The sequence below is a fragment of the Streptomyces sp. NBC_01429 genome (assembly GCF_036231945.1).
GTDB lineage: Bacteria > Actinomycetota > Actinomycetes > Streptomycetales > Streptomycetaceae > Streptomyces.
The window spans coordinates 4,454,128-4,471,124 of record NZ_CP109599.1; the positions used below are offsets into that span (position 1 = coordinate 4,454,128).

Consider the following 16,997-nt stretch of genomic DNA (forward strand, 5'->3'; position numbering starts at 1 on the left):
CGGGAGACCTCCGGTCCGGGGGCAGTCACCGGGTGCGTGGTCATGAGAAGACCTCCCCAAGTCGCCGAAGCTCGCCCGCCAGCCGGTAGAGACCGGCGAGGTCCATCCCCTCCCCGACGAGCGGGAGTTCGTACGTGGGCAGCCCGAGTTTCGCCAGGACGGCCCGCTGCTCGCGCTCCAGCTCGACGCGCTGGGCGTGCTCCGCCGCCTGTTCGAGGAGCGGTCCCACGAGCTTCGTGGGCGCGGGCACCCCGGCCGTCGCCAGCGCCCTGGCGACCTCCTTGCGCCGGTCGCCGGCCGCCGCCCGGACGGCCGCCTCGTCCAGCAGGTGGGGGCGCACCATGTTCACGATGACCTTGCCGACCGGCAGTTCGGCGGCCTTCAGCTCGGCGATGCCGTCCGCCGTCTCCTGGACCGGCATCTCCTCCAGCAGGGTGACCAGATGCACGGCCGTCCCCGGCGACTTCAGGACGCGCATCACCGCCTGCGCCTGATTGTGTATGGGGCCGATCTTCGCCAGCCCCGCCACTTCGTCGTTCACGTTCAGGAAGCGGGTGATGCGGCCGGTGGGAGGCGCGTCCATCACCACGTAGTCGTAGGTGAAACGTCCCTGCTTGTCGCGCCTGCGCACGGCCTCGCACGCCTTGCCGGTCAGCAGGACGTCCCGTACGCCCGGCGCGATGGTCGTCGCGAAGTCGATCGCGCCGATCTTCTTGAGCGCACGGCCCGCGCTGCCGAGCTTGTAGAACATCTGGAGGTAGTCGAGGAGCGCGCGCTCGGCGTCGATCGCCAGGGCGTACACCTCGCCGCCCCCCGACGCGACGGCGATCTTCCGCTCTTCGTACGGAAGGGCTTCCGTCTCGAAGAGTTGTGCGATTCCTTGTCTGCCCTCGACCTCGACGAGGAGAGTGCGCTTGCCCTCGGTCGCGAGGGCGAGCGCGAGTGCGGCGGCGACCGTCGTCTTACCGGTACCGCCCTTGCCGCTGACGACCTGGAACCTGCTCACGTATTCGAGCCTAACCAGTACGGCCACGGGCTACGCACGAGGCCGCCTCGCGGTACGACTACAGTCGGCTCCATGACCAAGTGGGAATACGCGACCGTGCCCCTTCTCGTGCACGCGACCAAGCAGATTCTGGACACCTGGGGCGAGGACGGCTGGGAGCTCGTCCAGGTCGTCCCCGGGCCGAACAATCCGGAGCAGCTGGTGGCCTATCTGAAGCGGGAGAAAGCGGCGTGAGCGGGACCGTCGAAGCGACCCTCGCCGAACTGGGCCTCCGGCTGCCCGAGGTCGTGCCGCCGCTGGCCGCCTACCAGCCGGCCGTCCGGTCCGGGGCGTACGTCTACACCTCGGGGCAGCTCCCGATGGTGGAGGGCAAGCTCCAGGTCACCGGCAAGGTCGGTGCCGAGGTCACCCCCGAGGAGGCCAAGGAGCTGGCGGGTATCTGCGCGCTGAACGCCCTGGCCGCCGTGAAGTCCGTCGTCGGAGACCTGGACCGGATCGCCCGCGTGGTCAAGGTCACCGGCTTCGTCGCCTCGGCCGTCGACTTCACGGGCCAGCCGACCGTGATCAACGGCGCGAGCGAGCTGCTCGGCCAGGTCCTGGGCGACAAGGGAGTGCACGCGCGCAGCGCCGTCGGAGTGGCGGTGCTGCCGCTGGACGCGCCGGTCGAGGTCGAGATCCAGGTCGAGCTGACCGAGAGCTGACCGGAGCCGCGACCGGGGTCCGACCGGCCGTGGACCGCGAGAGGCCGTGGATCGATAGACCCTGGACCGATCGGCTGTGGACCGATAGGCCGTGGACCGACCGACAGGGATCCGACCGGCCGAGTGTGCGCACGGGCGTCTGACGCAGGCGTCTTACGCGCCTGTCCCATGCGAGTGTTTGATACGGGGTCGGCCGAGCGCCGGCCCCGTACGCGTGCGCCCGCATGTCGTGCGTGTCGCGCACGGAGACGGCGCCGGCGGACCCGGCCGGGCAACGGCCGGCACTGTGGGCCGTACCGCACCACGTGCCCCTCGAACATCGCCGCCCCAGCGCATAGCATCCGGCCATGCCCAATGGTCAGTGGTACCCGCCCGAATGGCCCGAGCGGATCCGCGCCCTCGCCGCCGGTGAGCTGACGGTCGTGGCCGCGAGGCGCGCCGCGACCGTGATGCTCCTGCGCGACGGGCCAGACGGCCCCGCCGTCCATATGCTGCGGCGCCGGACCTCCATGGCCTTCGCCGCCGGCGCGTACGCCTACCCCGGTGGCGGGGTCGATCCGCGCGACGACGACCGGCCCGTCGGCTGGGCCGGTCCTGGCCGCGACGTCTGGGCGCGACGGCTGGGCGTCGACACCGCGTCCGCGCAGGCCATCGTGTGCGCGGCGGTACGGGAGACGTACGAGGAGGCGGGCGTGCTGCTCGCCGGCGAGACCCCGGAAACCGTCGTGGGCGACACGACCGGCGATGACTGGGAGGACGACCGCGTGGCACTCGTCGACCGCGAGCTGTCCTTCGCGGACTTCCTGGACCGGCGCGGACTGGTGCTGCGCAGCGATCTGCTCGGCGCGTGGGCCCGCTGGATCACCCCGGAGTTCGAGCCGCGCCGCTACGACACCTGGTTCTTCGCCGCCGCGCTCCCGGCCGGACAGCGGACGAGGAACGCCTCGACCGAGGCCGACCGTACGGTGTGGATCAGGCCGGACGAGGCGACCGGGGGGTACGACAGGGGCGAGCTGCTGATGATGCCGCCGACCATCTCGACGCTGCGTCAGCTCCAGCCGTACGGCACGGCCGCCGAGGTGCTCGCGGGCGCCGAGGGCCGCGATCTGACCCCCGTGCTGGCCAGGGCGCGGCTGGAGGACGGCCGGCTGGTGCTCAGCTGGCCGGGCCACGACGAGTTCACCAAGAGCCTCTACCTCCCGCACACCCCCGAGCCGCCACCCGGTCACGAGCCCCAGCACGCGGGCGACCAGCCCGGCCACGAACCTCACCACGCCGACGCTCACCACGACAGCGCTCCGCACGCGACCGAGCAGCGCCCGGCCGAGCAGCAGCCCCTGGCCGAGCAGCGCCCGACCAAGCAGCGGTGCCCGGGCGAGCACAACCCGACCGGAGACCCCCGATGACCGACGCCGCCGCCCTCCCCGGCCAGCCGCGCGGCGGCGTGCTGTCCGGCGCCGCCACCGCCCGCGCCGTCAACGTCCTCGCGCCCAACCCCTCCGCGATGACCCTCGACGGCACCAACACCTGGATCGTCTCGGAGCCGGACTCGGAGCTGGCCGTCGTCATCGATCCGGGCCCGCTCGACGACAACCACCTCAAGGCGGTCATCAGCACCGCCGAGAGCGCCGGCAAGCGGGTGGCCCTGACGCTCCTCACCCACGGCCACCCGGACCACGCCGAGGGCGCGGCGCGCTTCGCGGCGCTGACGAACACCCATGTACGCGCCCTGGACCCGGCGCTGCGCCTGGGCGACGAGGGGCTGGCCCCCGGCGATGTCATCACCACCGGCGGACTGGAGCTGCGGGTCGTCCCCGCGCCGGGCCACACGTCCGACTCGCTCTGCTTCCATCTCCCCGCCGACCGCGCGGTGCTGACCGGCGACACCGTCCTCGGGCGCGGGACGACACTGGTCGCGCACCCCGACGGAAGGCTCGGCGACTACCTCGACTCGCTCCGCAGGCTGCGCTCCCTCACGGTCGACGACGGGGTCCGTACCGTCCTCCCCGGCCACGGCCCGGTCCTCGACGACGCCCAGGGCGCGGTCGAGTTCTACCTCGCCCACCGCGCCAACCGTCTCGCCCAGATCGAGACCGCCGTCGAGAACGGCCACCGCACGGCTCCCGAGGTGGTGGCGCACGTGTACGCGGAGGTGGACCGGTCGCTGTGGCCGGCCGCCGAACTCTCCGTACGGGCCCAACTGGATTACCTGCGCGAGCACGGACTCATCTGATGCCGCCTCCGGCAGCGGTCCGTCCGGCAGCGGCCCGTCCGGCATCAGCGCCGCTCCCCACGACGACATCGTGATCATGTCTCCCCCTCCACCGATCGCTCATCACTCTGCGTAATGAAAAGATAGCGGTGGGGTCTGACAACAGGGTCCGCCGGCCGCCGTGAGGCCGGACGGGGAACGCGCGGCGAGCCGCAGGGAAGGCCGAAGGGCCCCGCCGACCGGCGGGGCCCTTCGTGAGTGTGCAGAGCGTGAGTGTCCGGGACGTGAGTGTCCGGACGTACGCGCGGAAGGCGGCGCGGACGCCGCGGCTCAGCGCGAGCGCTTCGCGAGGCGCTCCACGTCGAGCAGGATCACCGCGCGCGCCTCCAGGCGCAGCCATCCGCGCTGGGCGAAGTCGGCGAGTGCCTTGTTGACCGTCTCGCGGGAGGCGCCGACCAGCTGGGCCAGCTCTTCCTGGGTCAGGTCGTGGACCACGTGGATGCCCTCCTCCGACTGCACGCCGAAGCGGCGCGACAGATCGAGGAGCGCACGGGCCACCCGGCCGGGAACGTCGGAGAAGACCAGGTCGGACATCTGGTCGTTCGTCTTGCGCAGCCGTCGGGCGACGGCGCGCAGCAGGGCCGTGGCCACTTCCGGGCGCGCGTTCAGCCAGGGCTGGAGGTCGCCGTGGCCCAGGCCGAGGAGCTTGACCTCGGTGAGCGCGGTCGCGGTCGCGGTGCGCGGGCCGGGGTCGAAGAGCGACAGCTCGCCGATCAGCTCGCCGGGGCCGAGCACGGCCAGCATGTTCTCGCGGCCGTCGGGGGAGGTGCGGTGCAGCTTCACCTTGCCCTCGGTGACCACATAGAGGCGGTCGCCCGGGTCGCCCTCGTGGAAGAGCGCGTCTCCGCGCGCGAGCGTCGCTTCACTCATCGAGGCGCGCAGCTCTGCCGCCTGCTCGTCATCGAGCGCCGCGAAGAGCGGGGCACGCCGCAGAACGTCGTCCACGTGTTCTCTCCTTGTCGACCTGCTCAGGGGACCGGGGGTCCCCACCTGCTCAGGAACCGTGGTCCCCATGATGCCGTACGTGCCGCTTCTTCTCGGGTGGCTTGGCATCGCCGGGCTTCTTCGCCCGCTGCCGGATTCCGGTTGTTCGAAACCGTGCGATCAGTCACAAGTTTGACGTACGGGCGTGCCCATCCGTGCCGCGGGGGCCGATTCGGGTGGCGATCGGCCATGGCCGGGGCGGATGTCAGTGCCGGGCTTTACGCTGGCCGGGTGTTCAACTCGCCGGTGACAGCGCAGGCCGAAGGGGGCTGGGAGAGTGTCCGTGGAGCGTAATTCCGCTGTGGGCGAACAGCCCTCGGTGAAAACGAAAAAAGCCGCAAAAGGGGCGACGGGCAAGCCGGAGTCGAAGCTGGCGATGGTCCGCCGGGCCCGCCGGATAAACCGCGAGCTGGCGGAGATCTATCCGTACGCCCACCCCGAGCTGGACTTCCGGAGTCCTTTCGAACTGCTGGTGGCGACGGTCCTCTCCGCCCAGACCACCGACCTGCGGGTGAACCAGACCACGCCCGGGCTCTTCGCGAAGTACCCGACGCCCGAGGACATGGCGGCGGCCGTGCCGGAGGAGCTGGAGGAGGTCATCCGCCCGACGGGCTTCTTCCGGGCCAAGACGAAGTCCCTCATCGGCCTGTCCACCGCCCTGCGCGACCGCTTCGACGGCGAGGTCCCGGGCCGGCTGGCCGATCTGGTCACGCTGCCCGGAGTCGGCCGCAAAACGGCCAACGTCGTTCTGGGCAATGCCTTCGGCGTCCCCGGGCTGACGGTCGACACCCACTTCGGCCGGCTGGTCCGCCGCTGGAAGTGGACCGAGCAGGAGGACCCGGAGAAGGTCGAGGCCGAGATCGCCGAGATCTTCCCCAAGAGCGAGTGGACGATGCTCTCGCACCGGGTGATCTTCCACGGCCGCCGGGTCTGCCACTCCCGCAAGCCGGCCTGCGGCGCCTGCCCGATCGCGCATCTGTGTCCCTCGTACGGCGAGGGCGAGACCGACCCCGAGAAGGCGCGCAAGCTCCTCAAGTACGAGATGGGCGGCTACCCGGGCCAGCGGCTGAATCCGCCGGCCGGGTATCCGGGCAGGCCCGCCCCCGCCCGTGTTGAGTAGCCGGGGCGGCCGGGCCGTATGAGGGCACGGGCGGCGGACCCGCGCGCACGGCGGTCGCGCGCGAACGAGTGGAGCGGGACACGGGCGGAACGATCCGGCCGACGGAAGGCGTTGTACGACGGGGGTGCCCATGACGCACGCTAAAGAGAGCTTCGGCGGCCCGACGACCGGGATCGCCGTCACCACCGACGGGCTGCCCGACTGGCTCGCGCCCGTCGAGGGCGCCGCGCGGACCGTCGCGCCCGAGCAGCTCAGCCGCTTCCTGCCGCCCGAGAGCGGCGGCGGGCGCCAGTCCGCCGTGCTCATCCTCTTCGGCGAGGGCGCCAGGGGTCCCGAACTGCTGCTCATGGAGCGCTCCAGCAGCCTGCGCTCGCATCCGGGGCAACCCGCCTTCCCCGGCGGGGCCCTCGACCCGGAGGACGGCGACCCGGCGACCACGGGACCGCTGCGCGCCGCGCTGCGGGAGGCCCAGGAGGAGACGGGGCTCGATCCGTCGGGGGTCCAGATCTTCAGCGTGCTGCCCCGGCTCTACATCCCGGTGAGCGGCTTCGTCGTGACGCCCGTCCTCGGCTGGTGGCGCCGCCCCACCCCGGTCGAAGCCGTGGACCCCGCCGAGACCGCCCGGGTCTTCACCGTTCCCGTGGCCGATCTCACGGATCCGGCCAATCGCGCGACGGCCGTCCACCCCAGCGGTCATCAGGGCCCGGCCTTCCTGGTCGAGTCCGCGCTCGTCTGGGGCTTCACCGCCGGAGTGATCGACCGGATTCTGCACTTCGCGGGCTGGGAGCGGCGGTGGGACCGCTCCCGTCACGTGCCGCTCGACTGGCGCGCATGACAGGCTGACCCACGCACGTGCTGTACCCATGGCGGCCCCCGGACGACTGTGCCCCAGCCGGCGGGGGACCGGAGACCCATCTGCGAGCAAGCGAGGCTATCGACGGTGAATGTGCTGGACATCCTGCTGCTGCTCGCCGCCGTCTGGTTCGCCATCGTCGGCTACCGCCAGGGTTTCGTCGTCGGCATCCTCTCGGTGCTCGGTTTCCTCGGCGGCGGTCTCGTCGCCGTCTATCTCCTTCCGGTGGTCTGGGCCAAGCTCACCGCGGACGCCGAGGTCTCCACCACGGCGGCGGTCGTCGCGGTCGTCATAGTGATCGTCTGTGCCTCCGTGGGGCAGGCGTTCACCACCCACCTCGGCAACAAACTCCGCCGCTACATCACCTGGCAGCCCGCCCGCGCCCTCGACGCGAGCGGCGGGGCGCTGGTCAATGTCGTGGCCATGCTGCTGGTCGCCTGGCTGATCGGCTCCGCGCTGGCCGGCACCTCGCTGCCGACGCTCGGCAAGGAGGTCCGCAGCTCCAAGGTGCTGCACGGGGTTTCCCAGGTGATGCCCTCCCAGGCGTCCAACTGGTTCACGGACTTCTCGTCCGTCCTCGCCAGGAACGGCTTCCCGCAGGTCTTCAGCCCGTTCGCCAACGAACCCATCACGGATGTCAGCCCGCCCGACCCGGCGCTCGCCGGCAGCGCCGTCGCGGCCCGCGCCAAGAGTTCCATCGTCAAGGTCGTCGGTACGGCGCCGAGCTGCGGCAAGGTGCTCGAAGGCTCCGGATTCGTCTTCGCCGACCGCCGGGTGATGACCAACGCGCACGTGGTCGGCGGAGTGGAGGAGCCCACGGTCCAGATAGGCGGTGAGGGCCGGCTGTACGACGCCAAGGTCGTCCTCTACGACTGGGAGCGCGACATCGCCGTACTGGACGTGCCCAACCTTCCGGCGAAGCCCCTCCAGTTCTCCGGCCAGGACGCCAAGAGCGAGGGCGACGCGATCGTCGCCGGCTTCCCGGAGAACGGCGCGTACGACGTGCGCTCCGCGCGGGTCCGCGGCCGTATCGACGCCAATGGCCCCGACATCTACCGCCGCGGTGAGGTCCGCCGTGGCGTCTACTCGCTCTACGCGACCGTGCGCCAGGGCAACTCCGGCGGCCCGCTCCTCACCCCGGAGGGCAAGGTGTACGGAGTGATCTTCGCCCGGTCGCTCGACGACCCGCAGACGGGCTACGCGCTGACGGTCGATGAGATCCGCGACGACATCACCGCGGGCCGCACCGCGAACCAGCAGGTCGACACCCAGGGGTGTGCGCTGTAACCGGCCGTGCAGGGGGCCCCGGCCGGGGCCCCGGCCGCGAAGGGAGTGGCTCAGCCGCGTTGATGGCGCAGCCGGGCCGTGACCCAGCGGGCCCTGCGGCGCAGGATGCGGGAAATGCCGAGCCGGGGATCATGGCCCGGATCTTCGGGGCCGCCCCTTCTGCGGGTGATCGGCCCAGCGGCCGAGCGGCGGTTGCGTGCTGCGTCACCGTAGTCGTGCGTCCAGCCCATACCCCGACTTTTGCCCGTGGCCCATGGTCGGTAATCGCGGGGGAGACGGCCAATTGGCCTATGCGTAAGGCAATTGGCTGTTCGTAGGACAAGCGTTCAAAGGGTGATGCTGATGGCTGCCCGCGCGCCGCTTCAGCCGTTCGTGTCACCCGTCCACGTCAGCGGCGCGTTTCAGCGGTCCGCGTCAGCGGCGTGTGTCACCGGTCCGGCTCCGGGTCCTTGAGCCAGTTGATGAGTTCGGCGGAGAACGCCGCGGGGTCCTCCTCGTGCGGGAAGTGCCCGAGCCCGTCGAACAGCCGCCACCGGTAGGGCGCTTCGACGAACTCGGCCGACCCCGCCGTACTGCGGGTCCGCATCGCCGGGTCGAGCGACCCGTGCAGTTGCAGCGTCGGCACCCGTACCGGGCGCTTCATACGCCGGTTGAACTGGATGCCGTCGGGGCGCGCCATCGACCGCACCATCCAGCGGTACGGCTCGATCGAGCAGTGTGCCGTCGACGGGATGGTCATCGCGCGCCGGTAGACCTCGATCGCCTTCTCGTCGGGCAGCCCCGGCCCCGACCAGTCGCGGAGCAGCCGCCCCACCATCGCCGCGTTGTCAGCGACGAGCTGACGCTCCGGCACCCATGGCCGCTGAAAGCCCCAGATGTACGAGCCGGCGCGGCTCTGCGAGAAGTCGGAGAGCATCGCGGAGCGCCAGCGGCGCGGGTGCGGCATCGAGGACACCGCGAGCCTGCGCACCAGCTTGGGCCGCATCACCGCCGCCGTCCAGGCGAGGTATCCGCCCAGGTCATGGCCGACGAGCGCGGCGTCCGGCTCGCCCAGGGAGCGCACCACGCCGGTGATGTCGAGGGCCAGATTGGCCGGGTCGTAGCCCCGGGGCGTACGGTCGCTGCCGCCCACGCCGCGCAGGTCCATCGCCACCGCGCGGTAGCCCGCGTCCGCCAGCGCGGGCAGTTGGTGGCGCCAGGTCCACCAGAACTGCGGGAAGCCGTGCAGCAGCAGCACCAGCGGCCCTTCACCCATCTCGGCGATGTGGAAGCGCGCGCCGTTGGCCGCCACGTCGCGGTGGGTCCAGGGGCCGTCGAGACGTACGGCGGAGGCAGGCGTCACCCCTGGAGTCGAGCCCGGTGCGGGGCCGGGAGTGCCGGGAGAGGGGCCGGGGGTGCGGACAGGATCGGAATCGGGGGCGGTCATGCAGTCGAGCGTGCCACAGACTTCGTGCTTTCCCCGGTCTCGCGCGGGTGGGGCTTCGCGTTCTGGAGCACGGCCGCCGATTCCTTGGCCGAGGCGATGGACCGCTCCGGGGGCTTGATCTTCTTGAACTTCATGACGGCGAGCAGGCCGAGCAGCAGCCCCAGCAGCACGAACGCCCCGCCCACGATCAGGAACGACCACGCGAGACCGAGGCCCAGATTGTGGATCCCGTAGGCGGCGGCGAAGCTGAACACCGGCAGCGAGAAGAGGATGAACACCCCCGCGACGACACCGGCGGCGCTGCCCATGACGCCACGCTTGACGTCCTGCCGTACCTCGGCCTTCACCAGGGCGATCTCGTCGTGCACCAGCGCGGACATCTCGGCGGTCGCCGACGCGACCAACTGCCCGATGCTCCGCTCGGCGTTGCCCGCTTCGACAATGGTGCCGGTCCGGACGGCGTCGGCGGTCTGCGTGCCGGTGTCGCTCATCGGTGACTCCCTCTTCCTTCTCGCTCTTCTGGCCAGTGGACTGCGCGACGGGGCTTCGTGCCACGGCCGCGTGCGACGGACTCCGTGCCGCGGACGTACTGTCCCGCCCGCGCTGCACGGACTCGTTGTCCGATCATGCCGGACCGTCGTCGTCCTCGCGCGTTGCCCCCGCGTGTTCCGCCAGCTTCCGGTGTTCCGCCGCCTTCGCCTCGTGGAGAGCGGCCATGCGCAGGTGGTACCCCGGATCGTCCTGTTCATAGATGTCGGGGATGCCGTCGTGGTCCTCGTCGCGCTCCTCCTCCTCGTACAGCGCGCGGTACTTACGGACCCGGAGCTTGAGCAGAATGCCCGAGAACACGGCGGCGATCAGCGAGCCCGTCAGCACCGCGGCCTTCACCTCGTCGGTGAGGCCCGGGTCCGAGGTGAAGGCCAGCTCGCCGATGAGCAGCGAGACCGTGAAGCCGATCCCGGCGAGCGCGGCGACGGCGAAGACGTCGGGCCAGGCGAGATCCTCGTTCAGCTCGGCCTTGGTGAAGCGCGCGGCGAGCCAGGTGCCGCCGAAGATGCCGATCGTCTTGCCGACCACCAGCCCCAGGACGACCCCCAGCGTCTCCGGCCGGGTGAAGACCCCGCCGAGCGCGGCGCCGGAGACCGAGACACCCGCGGAGAAGAGGGCGAACAGGGGGACGGCCAGCCCGGCGGACAGGGGGCGCACCAGATGTTCGATGTGCTCGCCGGGCGACTGCGACTCGCCCTCGTTCCTGGTGCAGCGCAGCATCAGGCCCATCGCGACACCGGCGATGGTGGCGTGGACGCCGCTGTTGTACATCAGCCCCCAGATGACCAGGGCCAGCGGGACATACACGTACCAGCCGTGGACGCCCTTGCGCAGCAGCAGCCAGAAGACCGCGAGCCCGATCACGGCGCCGCCCAGCGCCAGGAAGTTCAGCTCGCTGGTGAAGAAGACCGCGATGATCAGAATCGCGAAGAGATCATCGACGACGGCGAGGGTGAGCAGGAAGGCGCGCAGCGCGGAGGGCAGTGAGGTGCCGAGGACCGCGAGGACGGCGAGCGCGAAGGCGATATCCGTCGCGACGGGCACGGCCCAGCCCCCCAGGGAACCGCCGCCGACCGTGTTGACCAGCACATACACCAGCGCGGGTACGGCCATACCGGAGAGCGCCGCGATCACTGGCAGGGCGGCGGCCTTCGGGTCGCGCAGCTCCCCGGCCACCAGCTCGCGCTTCAGCTCGACACCGGCGACGAAGAAGAAGACGGCGAGCAGCCCGTCGGCGGCCCAGTGCTGTACGGAGAGATCGAGACCGAGCGCGGCGGGGCCGGCGTGGAAGTCGCGTACGGATCCGTAGCTGCCGCTCAGCGGGGTGTTCGCCCAGATCAGCGCGGCGATGGCGGCGGCGAGGAGCAGGACGCCGCCGACGGTTTCGGTGCGCAGCGCGTCGGAGATGTAGTTCCGCTCGGGCAGCGGGAGCCGGCCGAGGAACTTACGAGGGGTGGGGGTGTGGGTGGGCGCGGGCACGAAGCGGCCTCCGGTCGTTTTGCGGGCAGGACGAAACACCTGCCGACCAGACTTCCCGGCGCACCTTGAAAAGCTTGTTGTGTTGTTGACGCGTCGCCCACACTACCCGGACGCCCGTAGAGCGGGTCACCCCGGCACGGCGGAGCGGGACCCGGCATGAGCGATGCCCGAGGCCCCGCCCCAGGAGCGGACCTGGAGCGGGGCCTCGGGCTCGCTGCTCAGTCCTCGCTGCTCGCGCTGGGCAGCTGTGTCTGGATCAGATCCATGACGGACGAGTCCGTGAGGGTGGTGACATCCCCCAGCTGTCGGTTCTCCGCGACGTCCCGCAGCAGCCGGCGCATGATCTTGCCCGAGCGGGTCTTGGGCAGCTCCGCTACCGGCAGGATGCGCTTGGGCTTGGCGATCGGGCCGAGCGTGGTGCCCACATGGTTGCGCAACTCCGCCACCAGACCGTCGTCGACGGAGGCGCTGCCGCGCAGAATGACGAAGGCGACGATGGCCTGGCCGGTGGTCTCGTCATTGGCGCCGACGACGGCGGCCTCGGCGACCTTGGGATGGGAGACGAGGGCGGACTCCACCTCGGTGGTGGAGATGTTGTGCCCGGACACCAGCATCACGTCGTCGACCCGGCCCAGCAGCCAGATGTCGCCGTCGTCGTCCTTCTTGGCGCCGTCCCCGGCGAAGTACTTGCCTTCGAAGCGCGACCAGTAGGTGTCGATGAACCGCTGGTCGTCGCCCCAGATGGTGCGCAGCATCGACGGCCACGGTTCGGTGAGGACGAGATAGCCGCCGCCTCCGTCGGGCACCTCGCGGGCCTCGTCGTCCACGACGGTGGCCGAGATCCCCGGCAGGGCCCGCTGGGCCGAGCCCGGCTTGGTCTCCGTCACGCCGGGCAGCGGGGAGATCATCATGGCGCCGGTCTCGGTCTGCCACCAGGTGTCCACGATGGGCGTCTTGCCCGCGCCGATGTGCTCGCGGTACCAGATCCACGCCTCGGGGTTGATCGGCTCGCCGACCGAGCCCAGCACCCGCAGGGAGGTCAGGTCGAACTTGGCGGGGATGTCGTCGCCCCACTTCATGAACGTACGGATCGCCGTCGGCGCCGTGTAGAGGATCGTCACCCCGTACTTCTGCACGATCTCCCAGAACCGCCCCTGGTGCGGGGTGTCGGGAGTGCCCTCGTACATCACCTGCGTGGCGCCGTTGGCCAGCGGTCCGTACACGATGTACGAGTGGCCCGTCACCCAGCCGATGTCGGCCGTGCACCAGTACACGTCCGTCTCGGGCTTGAGGTCGAAGACGGCGTGGTGGGTGTAGGCCGCCTGGGTGAGATAGCCGCCCGAGGTGTGCAGGATGCCCTTCGGCTTTCCCGTCGTGCCCGAGGTGTAGAGGATGAACAGCGGGTGCTCCGCGCCGAACGCCTCCGGAGTGTGCTCGGCGGACTGGCGGCCGACGATGTCGTGCCACCACACGTCCCGGGAATCGTCGAACGCGGTGTCCTGGCCGGTACGCCGCACCACCAGTACGTGCTCGACCTGGGGGCACTTGGCGACCGCCGCGTCGATGGCGGGCTTGAGGGCGGCCGGCTTGCCCCGGCGGTAGCCGCCGTCGGAGGTGATGACCAGCTTGGCGTCGGCGTCCTGGATACGGGAGGCCACGGCGTCGGCCGAGAAGCCGCCGAAGACCACGGAGTGCGCGGCCCCGATCCGGGCGCAGGCCAGCATGGCGACGGCCGCCTCGGGGATCATCGGCAGATAGACGGCGACCCGGTCACCCGCCCGGACGCCCAGCTCGGTCAGGGCGTTGGCGGCCCGTGACACCTCGTCCTTCAGCTCCGCGTAGGTGATCGCGCGGCTGTCGCCCGGCTCACCCTCGAAGTGGATCGCCACCCGGTCGCCGTGCCCGGCCTCCACATGACGGTCGACGCAGTTGTAGGCGACGTTCAACTCGCCGTCCGCGAACCATTTCGCGAAGGGCGGGTTCGACCAGTCCAGCGTCTCGGTCGGCTCGGTGACCCAGCTGAGCCGCCTCGCCTGCTCGGCCCAGAAGCCAAGCCTGTCCGCCGCGGCCTGCTCGTACGCCTCCGCCGTCACGTTGGCGTGTGCGGCCAGCTCGGCCGGCGGTGCGAATCGCCGCTCTTCCTTGAGCAGGTTGGCCAGGCTTTCGTTGCTCACGACATCTCCCTTTCCCAGGGCGTCCTAGGTGTCCCGGCCCTAGCTCATCAGTCGGATGCCCGGGTGACAAGGGGCTTCCAAAAATTGGTTTAGACCTATGAGGTGCTCTTTTCCGGCCCCCTCTCCCCGAGCGGACGGGAAAGGGGGCCACACAATCTCACGGATGCGGTACGCGGAAGGTTCAGGCGCGCGACTCCTCGAACGCGGTCGGGGCCACCCGGTTGAACACTTCCGCGTCCCCGCCCACGCCCCTGCTGCCCGCGTCGGCACCGGCGGTCGCGACCCCGTCCGCCAGGAGATACGCCTGCGCCTCACCGACATGGAAGTACATCCCGTGCAGCTCCAGGCTGCCCTCCGCCAGCCGCCGCGCCACCGCTTCGTGGGCTCGCAGATGGTCCAGCTGCTGGACGACATTGGTCAGACAGAGCTGCTCGACGGCGTCGGCCGGCAGCCGTCCGGAGATCCTGGCCCAGGGGTGGTGACGGTTCCTCATCCGCTCCAGGCTGGGCTGCCCGTGGCGCAGCCAGCGCCGCAGCGGGGTACGGGGCTCCCCGGCGTCCTCCGGGGTGTTGAGCAGGGCCTGCATGGCGCCGCACCCCGAGTGCCCGCAGACGGTGATGGACGCGACCCGCAGCACATCCACGGCGTACTCGATCGCCGCCGCCACCGAGTCGTCCGCGCCGTCGGCCTCCGGCAGCGGGACCAGATTGCCCACGTTCCGTACGGTGAAGAGATCGCCCGGACCGCTCGACGTGATCATGCTCGTGACCAGCCGGGAGTCGGCGCAGGTGAGGAAGAGCTGCGAGGGCCGCTGCCCCTCGCGCGCCAGCCGCGCCAGCTCGCCGCGCACCCGTGGCGCCGTATTGCGCTGGAAGGAGCTGAGTCCGCTGGCCAGCTGACGACCGCCCGGCGAACGGGCCGCGCCGTCAAGCCCGTTGCCGCCCGGCCGGCCGACGGGCGGTGCCGAGGACGTGTTCGACGTCGGCTGCCTCGACGCCTGTCCCGTGCCCACGCCGATGCCGGTGCCCGAAATCGGGCCGGCGACTGCGCCCGTATCCGCACCTTCGGTCGTGTCGCTCTCCGCGACCCGGTCTCTGTCCGCGCCGCTGTCCGCGTCCAGGGCGGTGTTCGATTCCGGGTGCGCGTCCGCGTCCGAGTCCGCGCGTGCGTGCGGTCTGATGCCCGGGAGGGCGGCCCCGCCCGGGTGTTCCGCGGCCTGTTCCTCCGCGGTGTGTCTCTCCTCCAGCGCCGAGGCGGCGGACGCCCCGGCCATCGGCCGCTCCCCGCCCGGGTGCGCGCCGCAGTGGTGATTGCGCCAGGGAGTCCAGGGGCGGCAGCAGGTGTGGGCCTCGGCGGTGGGCTCGGCGATCCGGCGGCCCGCCCGGCCGGTGAACTCGGCCCTGCCGCCCTGCGCGACATGCGCGGTCTGCCAGTCGTGCAGGGTCTCGTGCGCCGCGTGGTCCATGAACGACCCGTCCAGCTCCACCACGCTGTCGGCGCCCTGCGGCACCTGGTGCAGCAGCCGGCTGAGCCTCGGCACGGCGAGAAACGTCAACTGCCCCCGGGCGCGGACACGATGCACCCCGTCCTTCTCCTCCACGGTGATCCGTGTCCTGGTCAACCGGTGCAGCGCCACCGCCACCGCGACCGCGATCCCGATCATGACGCCCTCCAGCACGCCGGTCAGTACGACGGCGGCCAGGGTCACCGCGTACACCAGCATTTCGCGGTTCCGCCGCACGCTGCGCATATGCGTCAGGTTCACCATCTGGATCCCCACCACCATCACCAGCGCGGCCAGCGCCGACAGCGGGATCAGATCGAGCACGGGCACCAGCAACAGGGCGGCGACCGCCACCCACAGGCCGTGCAACATGGCCGAGTTTCTGCTGACGGCGCCCGCCGCGACATTGGCGGCGCTGCGCACGGCGACCCCGGTGACGGGCAGCCCGCCGAGCGCCCCGGAGACGACGTTCCCCGCTCCCTGTCCTGCCAGCTCCCGGTCGAGACGTGCGCGAGGGATCCGGACGTGCGGCTCCTTGCGCGCTGCCGTCAGCTTGTCCACGGCGACCGCGGACAGCAGTGATTCGACGCTGCCGACCAGGGTGACGGTGAGGACGGCGGCGAGCAGTCCGAGTACCGGCCCCTCGGGCAGCTCGGGCAGGGCGTGGTTGCTCCAGGACGGCAGGTCGACGTACTCCAGACGGATCCCCGCGAGCGCGGCGAGTGCCGTGGCTAGGGCCACGGCCGCGAGCGCCGCCGGGAGCTTGCGTGCGATCCGGCCCGCGCGGCCCGGAACACGCGGCCAGAGCAGCAGTACCGCGACGGTCAGCGCGCTCACCGACAGCGCGCCCGGATGCGGGTTGGCCAACTGGGCCGGCAGCCCGCGGACATTGTCGACGGCGGAACTCTGCGGCGTACCGCCGAGAACGATGTGGAGTTGGGCCAGCGCGATCGTGACGCCGATGCCCCCGAGCATCCCGTGCACGATCGCCGGGCTGACGGCCAGCGCGGAGCGGGCCACCCGTAGCGCCGCGAGGCCCAGTTGGGCGACGCCCGCGCAGATGGTGATGGCGCAGGTGGTGCGCCAGCCGTACCGCTGGATCAGATCGGCCGTGACGACGGTGAGCCCGGCGGCGGGGCCGCTGACCTGGAGCGGAGCCCCGCCCAGCCGGCCAACGACCAGGCCGCCCACGGCGGCCGCCACCAGGCCGGCCTGGAGTGGCGCGCCGGTGGCGAGTGCGATGCCCAGCGAGAGCGGCAGCGCGATCAGGAAGACGGAGATGGACGCGGACAGGTCGGCTCCGGCGATGCGGAACCTGCGGCCGCCCGGTGGTGGGCCGTGCGGCGTGCGGACGGGGGGAGTGGTGCGAGTGGGGACGCCGGCAGACATATTTCCCGTCTCCTCCAGGGCAGCGCGGTCGCGGAACGTGGGTCGCGGCCGTGGGTCACGGCATGCAGTGGCGGGATGCGTAACTCAACTCTCGGTAAATGGATCGTAATGCAGAGTAAAGAATGGGACATTACTTTTCGGGCAAATGGGGCAAGCTTTCACTCGGGATGGTGATTAGTGATTTTGTCCGGCTTGTCGTTTATTCACATCTTCAGTCTCAGTGCGAGGTTGTCGGCGCTCGGCGCCGTGCCGG

General features: G+C 71.1%; 15 protein-coding genes. 7 read left to right on the forward strand and 8 right to left on the reverse strand.

Annotated elements, in window-relative coordinates; translation table 11 throughout:
- Positions 1-40 precede the first annotated feature (40 nt).
- Positions 41-1,006 carry an ArsA family ATPase gene (locus tag OG627_RS19480; RefSeq protein WP_329066825.1) on the reverse strand — a complete coding sequence of 322 codons (966 nt, stop codon included), beginning with the start codon at positions 1,004-1,006 and terminating at the stop codon, positions 41-43.
- A gap of 72 nt (positions 1,007-1,078) precedes the next feature.
- On the opposite strand from OG627_RS19480, the gene OG627_RS19485 reads away from it, so the two are divergent.
- The 4 genes from OG627_RS19485 (at position 1,079) to OG627_RS19500 (ending at position 3,940) form a co-directional block, all read left to right on the forward strand.
- Positions 1,079-1,240: a DUF4177 domain-containing protein gene (locus tag OG627_RS19485; RefSeq protein WP_014178397.1), complete on the forward strand. Its 162-nt coding sequence runs from the start codon at positions 1,079-1,081 to the stop codon at positions 1,238-1,240.
- Positions 1,237-1,707 (forward strand): RidA family protein, encoded by a 471-nt coding sequence (locus OG627_RS19490; protein ID WP_329066829.1) that lies wholly within the window; start codon positions 1,237-1,239, stop codon positions 1,705-1,707. The genes OG627_RS19485 and OG627_RS19490 overlap by 4 nt, the downstream gene beginning before the upstream one ends.
- A gap of 347 nt (positions 1,708-2,054) precedes the next feature.
- Positions 2,055-3,113: an NUDIX hydrolase gene (locus OG627_RS19495; protein WP_443073507.1), complete on the forward strand. Its 1,059-nt coding sequence runs from the start codon at positions 2,055-2,057 to the stop codon at positions 3,111-3,113.
- Complete coding sequence (locus OG627_RS19500) at positions 3,110-3,940, forward strand: MBL fold metallo-hydrolase (protein ID WP_329066831.1); 831 nt, start codon at positions 3,110-3,112, stop codon at positions 3,938-3,940. Before OG627_RS19495 ends, OG627_RS19500 begins: the two co-directional genes overlap by 4 nt.
- A gap of 309 nt (positions 3,941-4,249) precedes the next feature.
- Here the strand turns inward: OG627_RS19500 and OG627_RS19505 are convergent, their stop codons facing one another.
- Entirely contained in the window at positions 4,250-4,924 is a 675-nt protein-coding gene (locus tag OG627_RS19505; RefSeq protein ID WP_015034542.1) for a Crp/Fnr family transcriptional regulator, read from the reverse strand.
- Positions 4,925-5,339: 415 nt separating this feature from the next.
- Between OG627_RS19505 and nth the strand changes: the two genes are divergently transcribed.
- From nth to OG627_RS19520, 3 genes are all read left to right on the forward strand, one after another.
- Entirely contained in the window at positions 5,340-6,083 is a 744-nt protein-coding gene (gene nth / locus OG627_RS19510) for an endonuclease III (RefSeq protein ID WP_443073638.1), read from the forward strand.
- A 130-nt stretch (positions 6,084-6,213) separates the two neighbouring features.
- Positions 6,214-6,918, forward strand: a complete 705-nt coding sequence (locus OG627_RS19515; protein WP_329066833.1) for an NUDIX hydrolase — start codon at positions 6,214-6,216, stop codon at positions 6,916-6,918.
- A 105-nt stretch (positions 6,919-7,023) separates the two neighbouring features.
- The gene (locus OG627_RS19520) at positions 7,024-8,223 is read left to right on the forward strand and encodes a MarP family serine protease (protein ID WP_329066836.1); all 1,200 of its coding nucleotides are present in this window, start codon (positions 7,024-7,026) and stop codon (positions 8,221-8,223) included.
- A gap of 50 nt (positions 8,224-8,273) precedes the next feature.
- Here OG627_RS19520 and OG627_RS19525 read toward each other — a convergent pair whose 3' ends face one another.
- From OG627_RS19525 to OG627_RS19550, 6 genes are all read right to left on the reverse strand, one after another.
- The gene (locus OG627_RS19525) at positions 8,274-8,453 is read right to left on the reverse strand and encodes a hypothetical protein (protein WP_329066838.1); all 180 of its coding nucleotides are present in this window, start codon (positions 8,451-8,453) and stop codon (positions 8,274-8,276) included.
- Positions 8,454-8,650: 197 nt separating this feature from the next.
- A complete protein-coding gene (locus OG627_RS19530; protein ID WP_329066840.1) occupies positions 8,651-9,649 on the reverse strand; it encodes an alpha/beta fold hydrolase in 999 nt (332 codons plus the stop codon).
- Positions 9,646-10,140 carry a phage holin family protein gene (locus OG627_RS19535; protein WP_329066842.1) on the reverse strand — a complete coding sequence of 165 codons (495 nt, stop codon included), beginning with the start codon at positions 10,138-10,140 and terminating at the stop codon, positions 9,646-9,648. Before OG627_RS19535 ends, OG627_RS19530 begins: the two co-directional genes overlap by 4 nt.
- 133 nt (positions 10,141-10,273) lie before the next feature.
- Positions 10,274-11,677 (reverse strand): Na+/H+ antiporter NhaA, encoded by a 1,404-nt coding sequence (gene nhaA, locus OG627_RS19540; protein WP_329066844.1) that lies wholly within the window; start codon positions 11,675-11,677, stop codon positions 10,274-10,276.
- Between the two features lie 218 nt (positions 11,678-11,895).
- Positions 11,896-13,851: an acetate--CoA ligase gene (acs, locus tag OG627_RS19545; protein ID WP_329066846.1), complete on the reverse strand. Its 1,956-nt coding sequence runs from the start codon at positions 13,849-13,851 to the stop codon at positions 11,896-11,898.
- 181 nt (positions 13,852-14,032) lie between these two features.
- Positions 14,033-16,744: a SulP family inorganic anion transporter gene (locus tag OG627_RS19550; protein ID WP_329066848.1), complete on the reverse strand. Its 2,712-nt coding sequence runs from the start codon at positions 16,742-16,744 to the stop codon at positions 14,033-14,035.
- Positions 16,745-16,997 lie beyond the last annotated feature (253 nt).

Coding starts and splice junctions, on each gene's coding strand:
- OG627_RS19500 (WP_329066831.1), top strand. CDS start 3,110: ATGACCGACGCCGCCGCCCTCCCCGGCCAGCCGCGCGGCGGCGTGCTG.
- OG627_RS19485 (WP_014178397.1), top strand. CDS start 1,079: ATGACCAAGTGGGAATACGCGACCGTGCCCCTTCTCGTGCACGCGACC.
- OG627_RS19535 (WP_329066842.1), bottom strand. CDS start 10,140: ATGAGCGACACCGGCACGCAGACCGCCGACGCCGTCCGGACCGGCACC.
- OG627_RS19525 (WP_329066838.1), bottom strand. CDS start 8,453: ATGGGCTGGACGCACGACTACGGTGACGCAGCACGCAACCGCCGCTCG.
- nth (WP_443073638.1), top strand. CDS start 5,340: ATGGTCCGCCGGGCCCGCCGGATAAACCGCGAGCTGGCGGAGATCTAT.
- OG627_RS19530 (WP_329066840.1), bottom strand. CDS start 9,649: ATGACCGCCCCCGATTCCGATCCTGTCCGCACCCCCGGCCCCTCTCCC.
- OG627_RS19550 (WP_329066848.1), bottom strand. CDS start 16,744: ATGTCTGCCGGCGTCCCCACTCGCACCACTCCCCCCGTCCGCACGCCG.
- OG627_RS19495 (WP_443073507.1), top strand. CDS start 2,055: ATGCCCAATGGTCAGTGGTACCCGCCCGAATGGCCCGAGCGGATCCGC.
- OG627_RS19515 (WP_329066833.1), top strand. CDS start 6,214: ATGACGCACGCTAAAGAGAGCTTCGGCGGCCCGACGACCGGGATCGCC.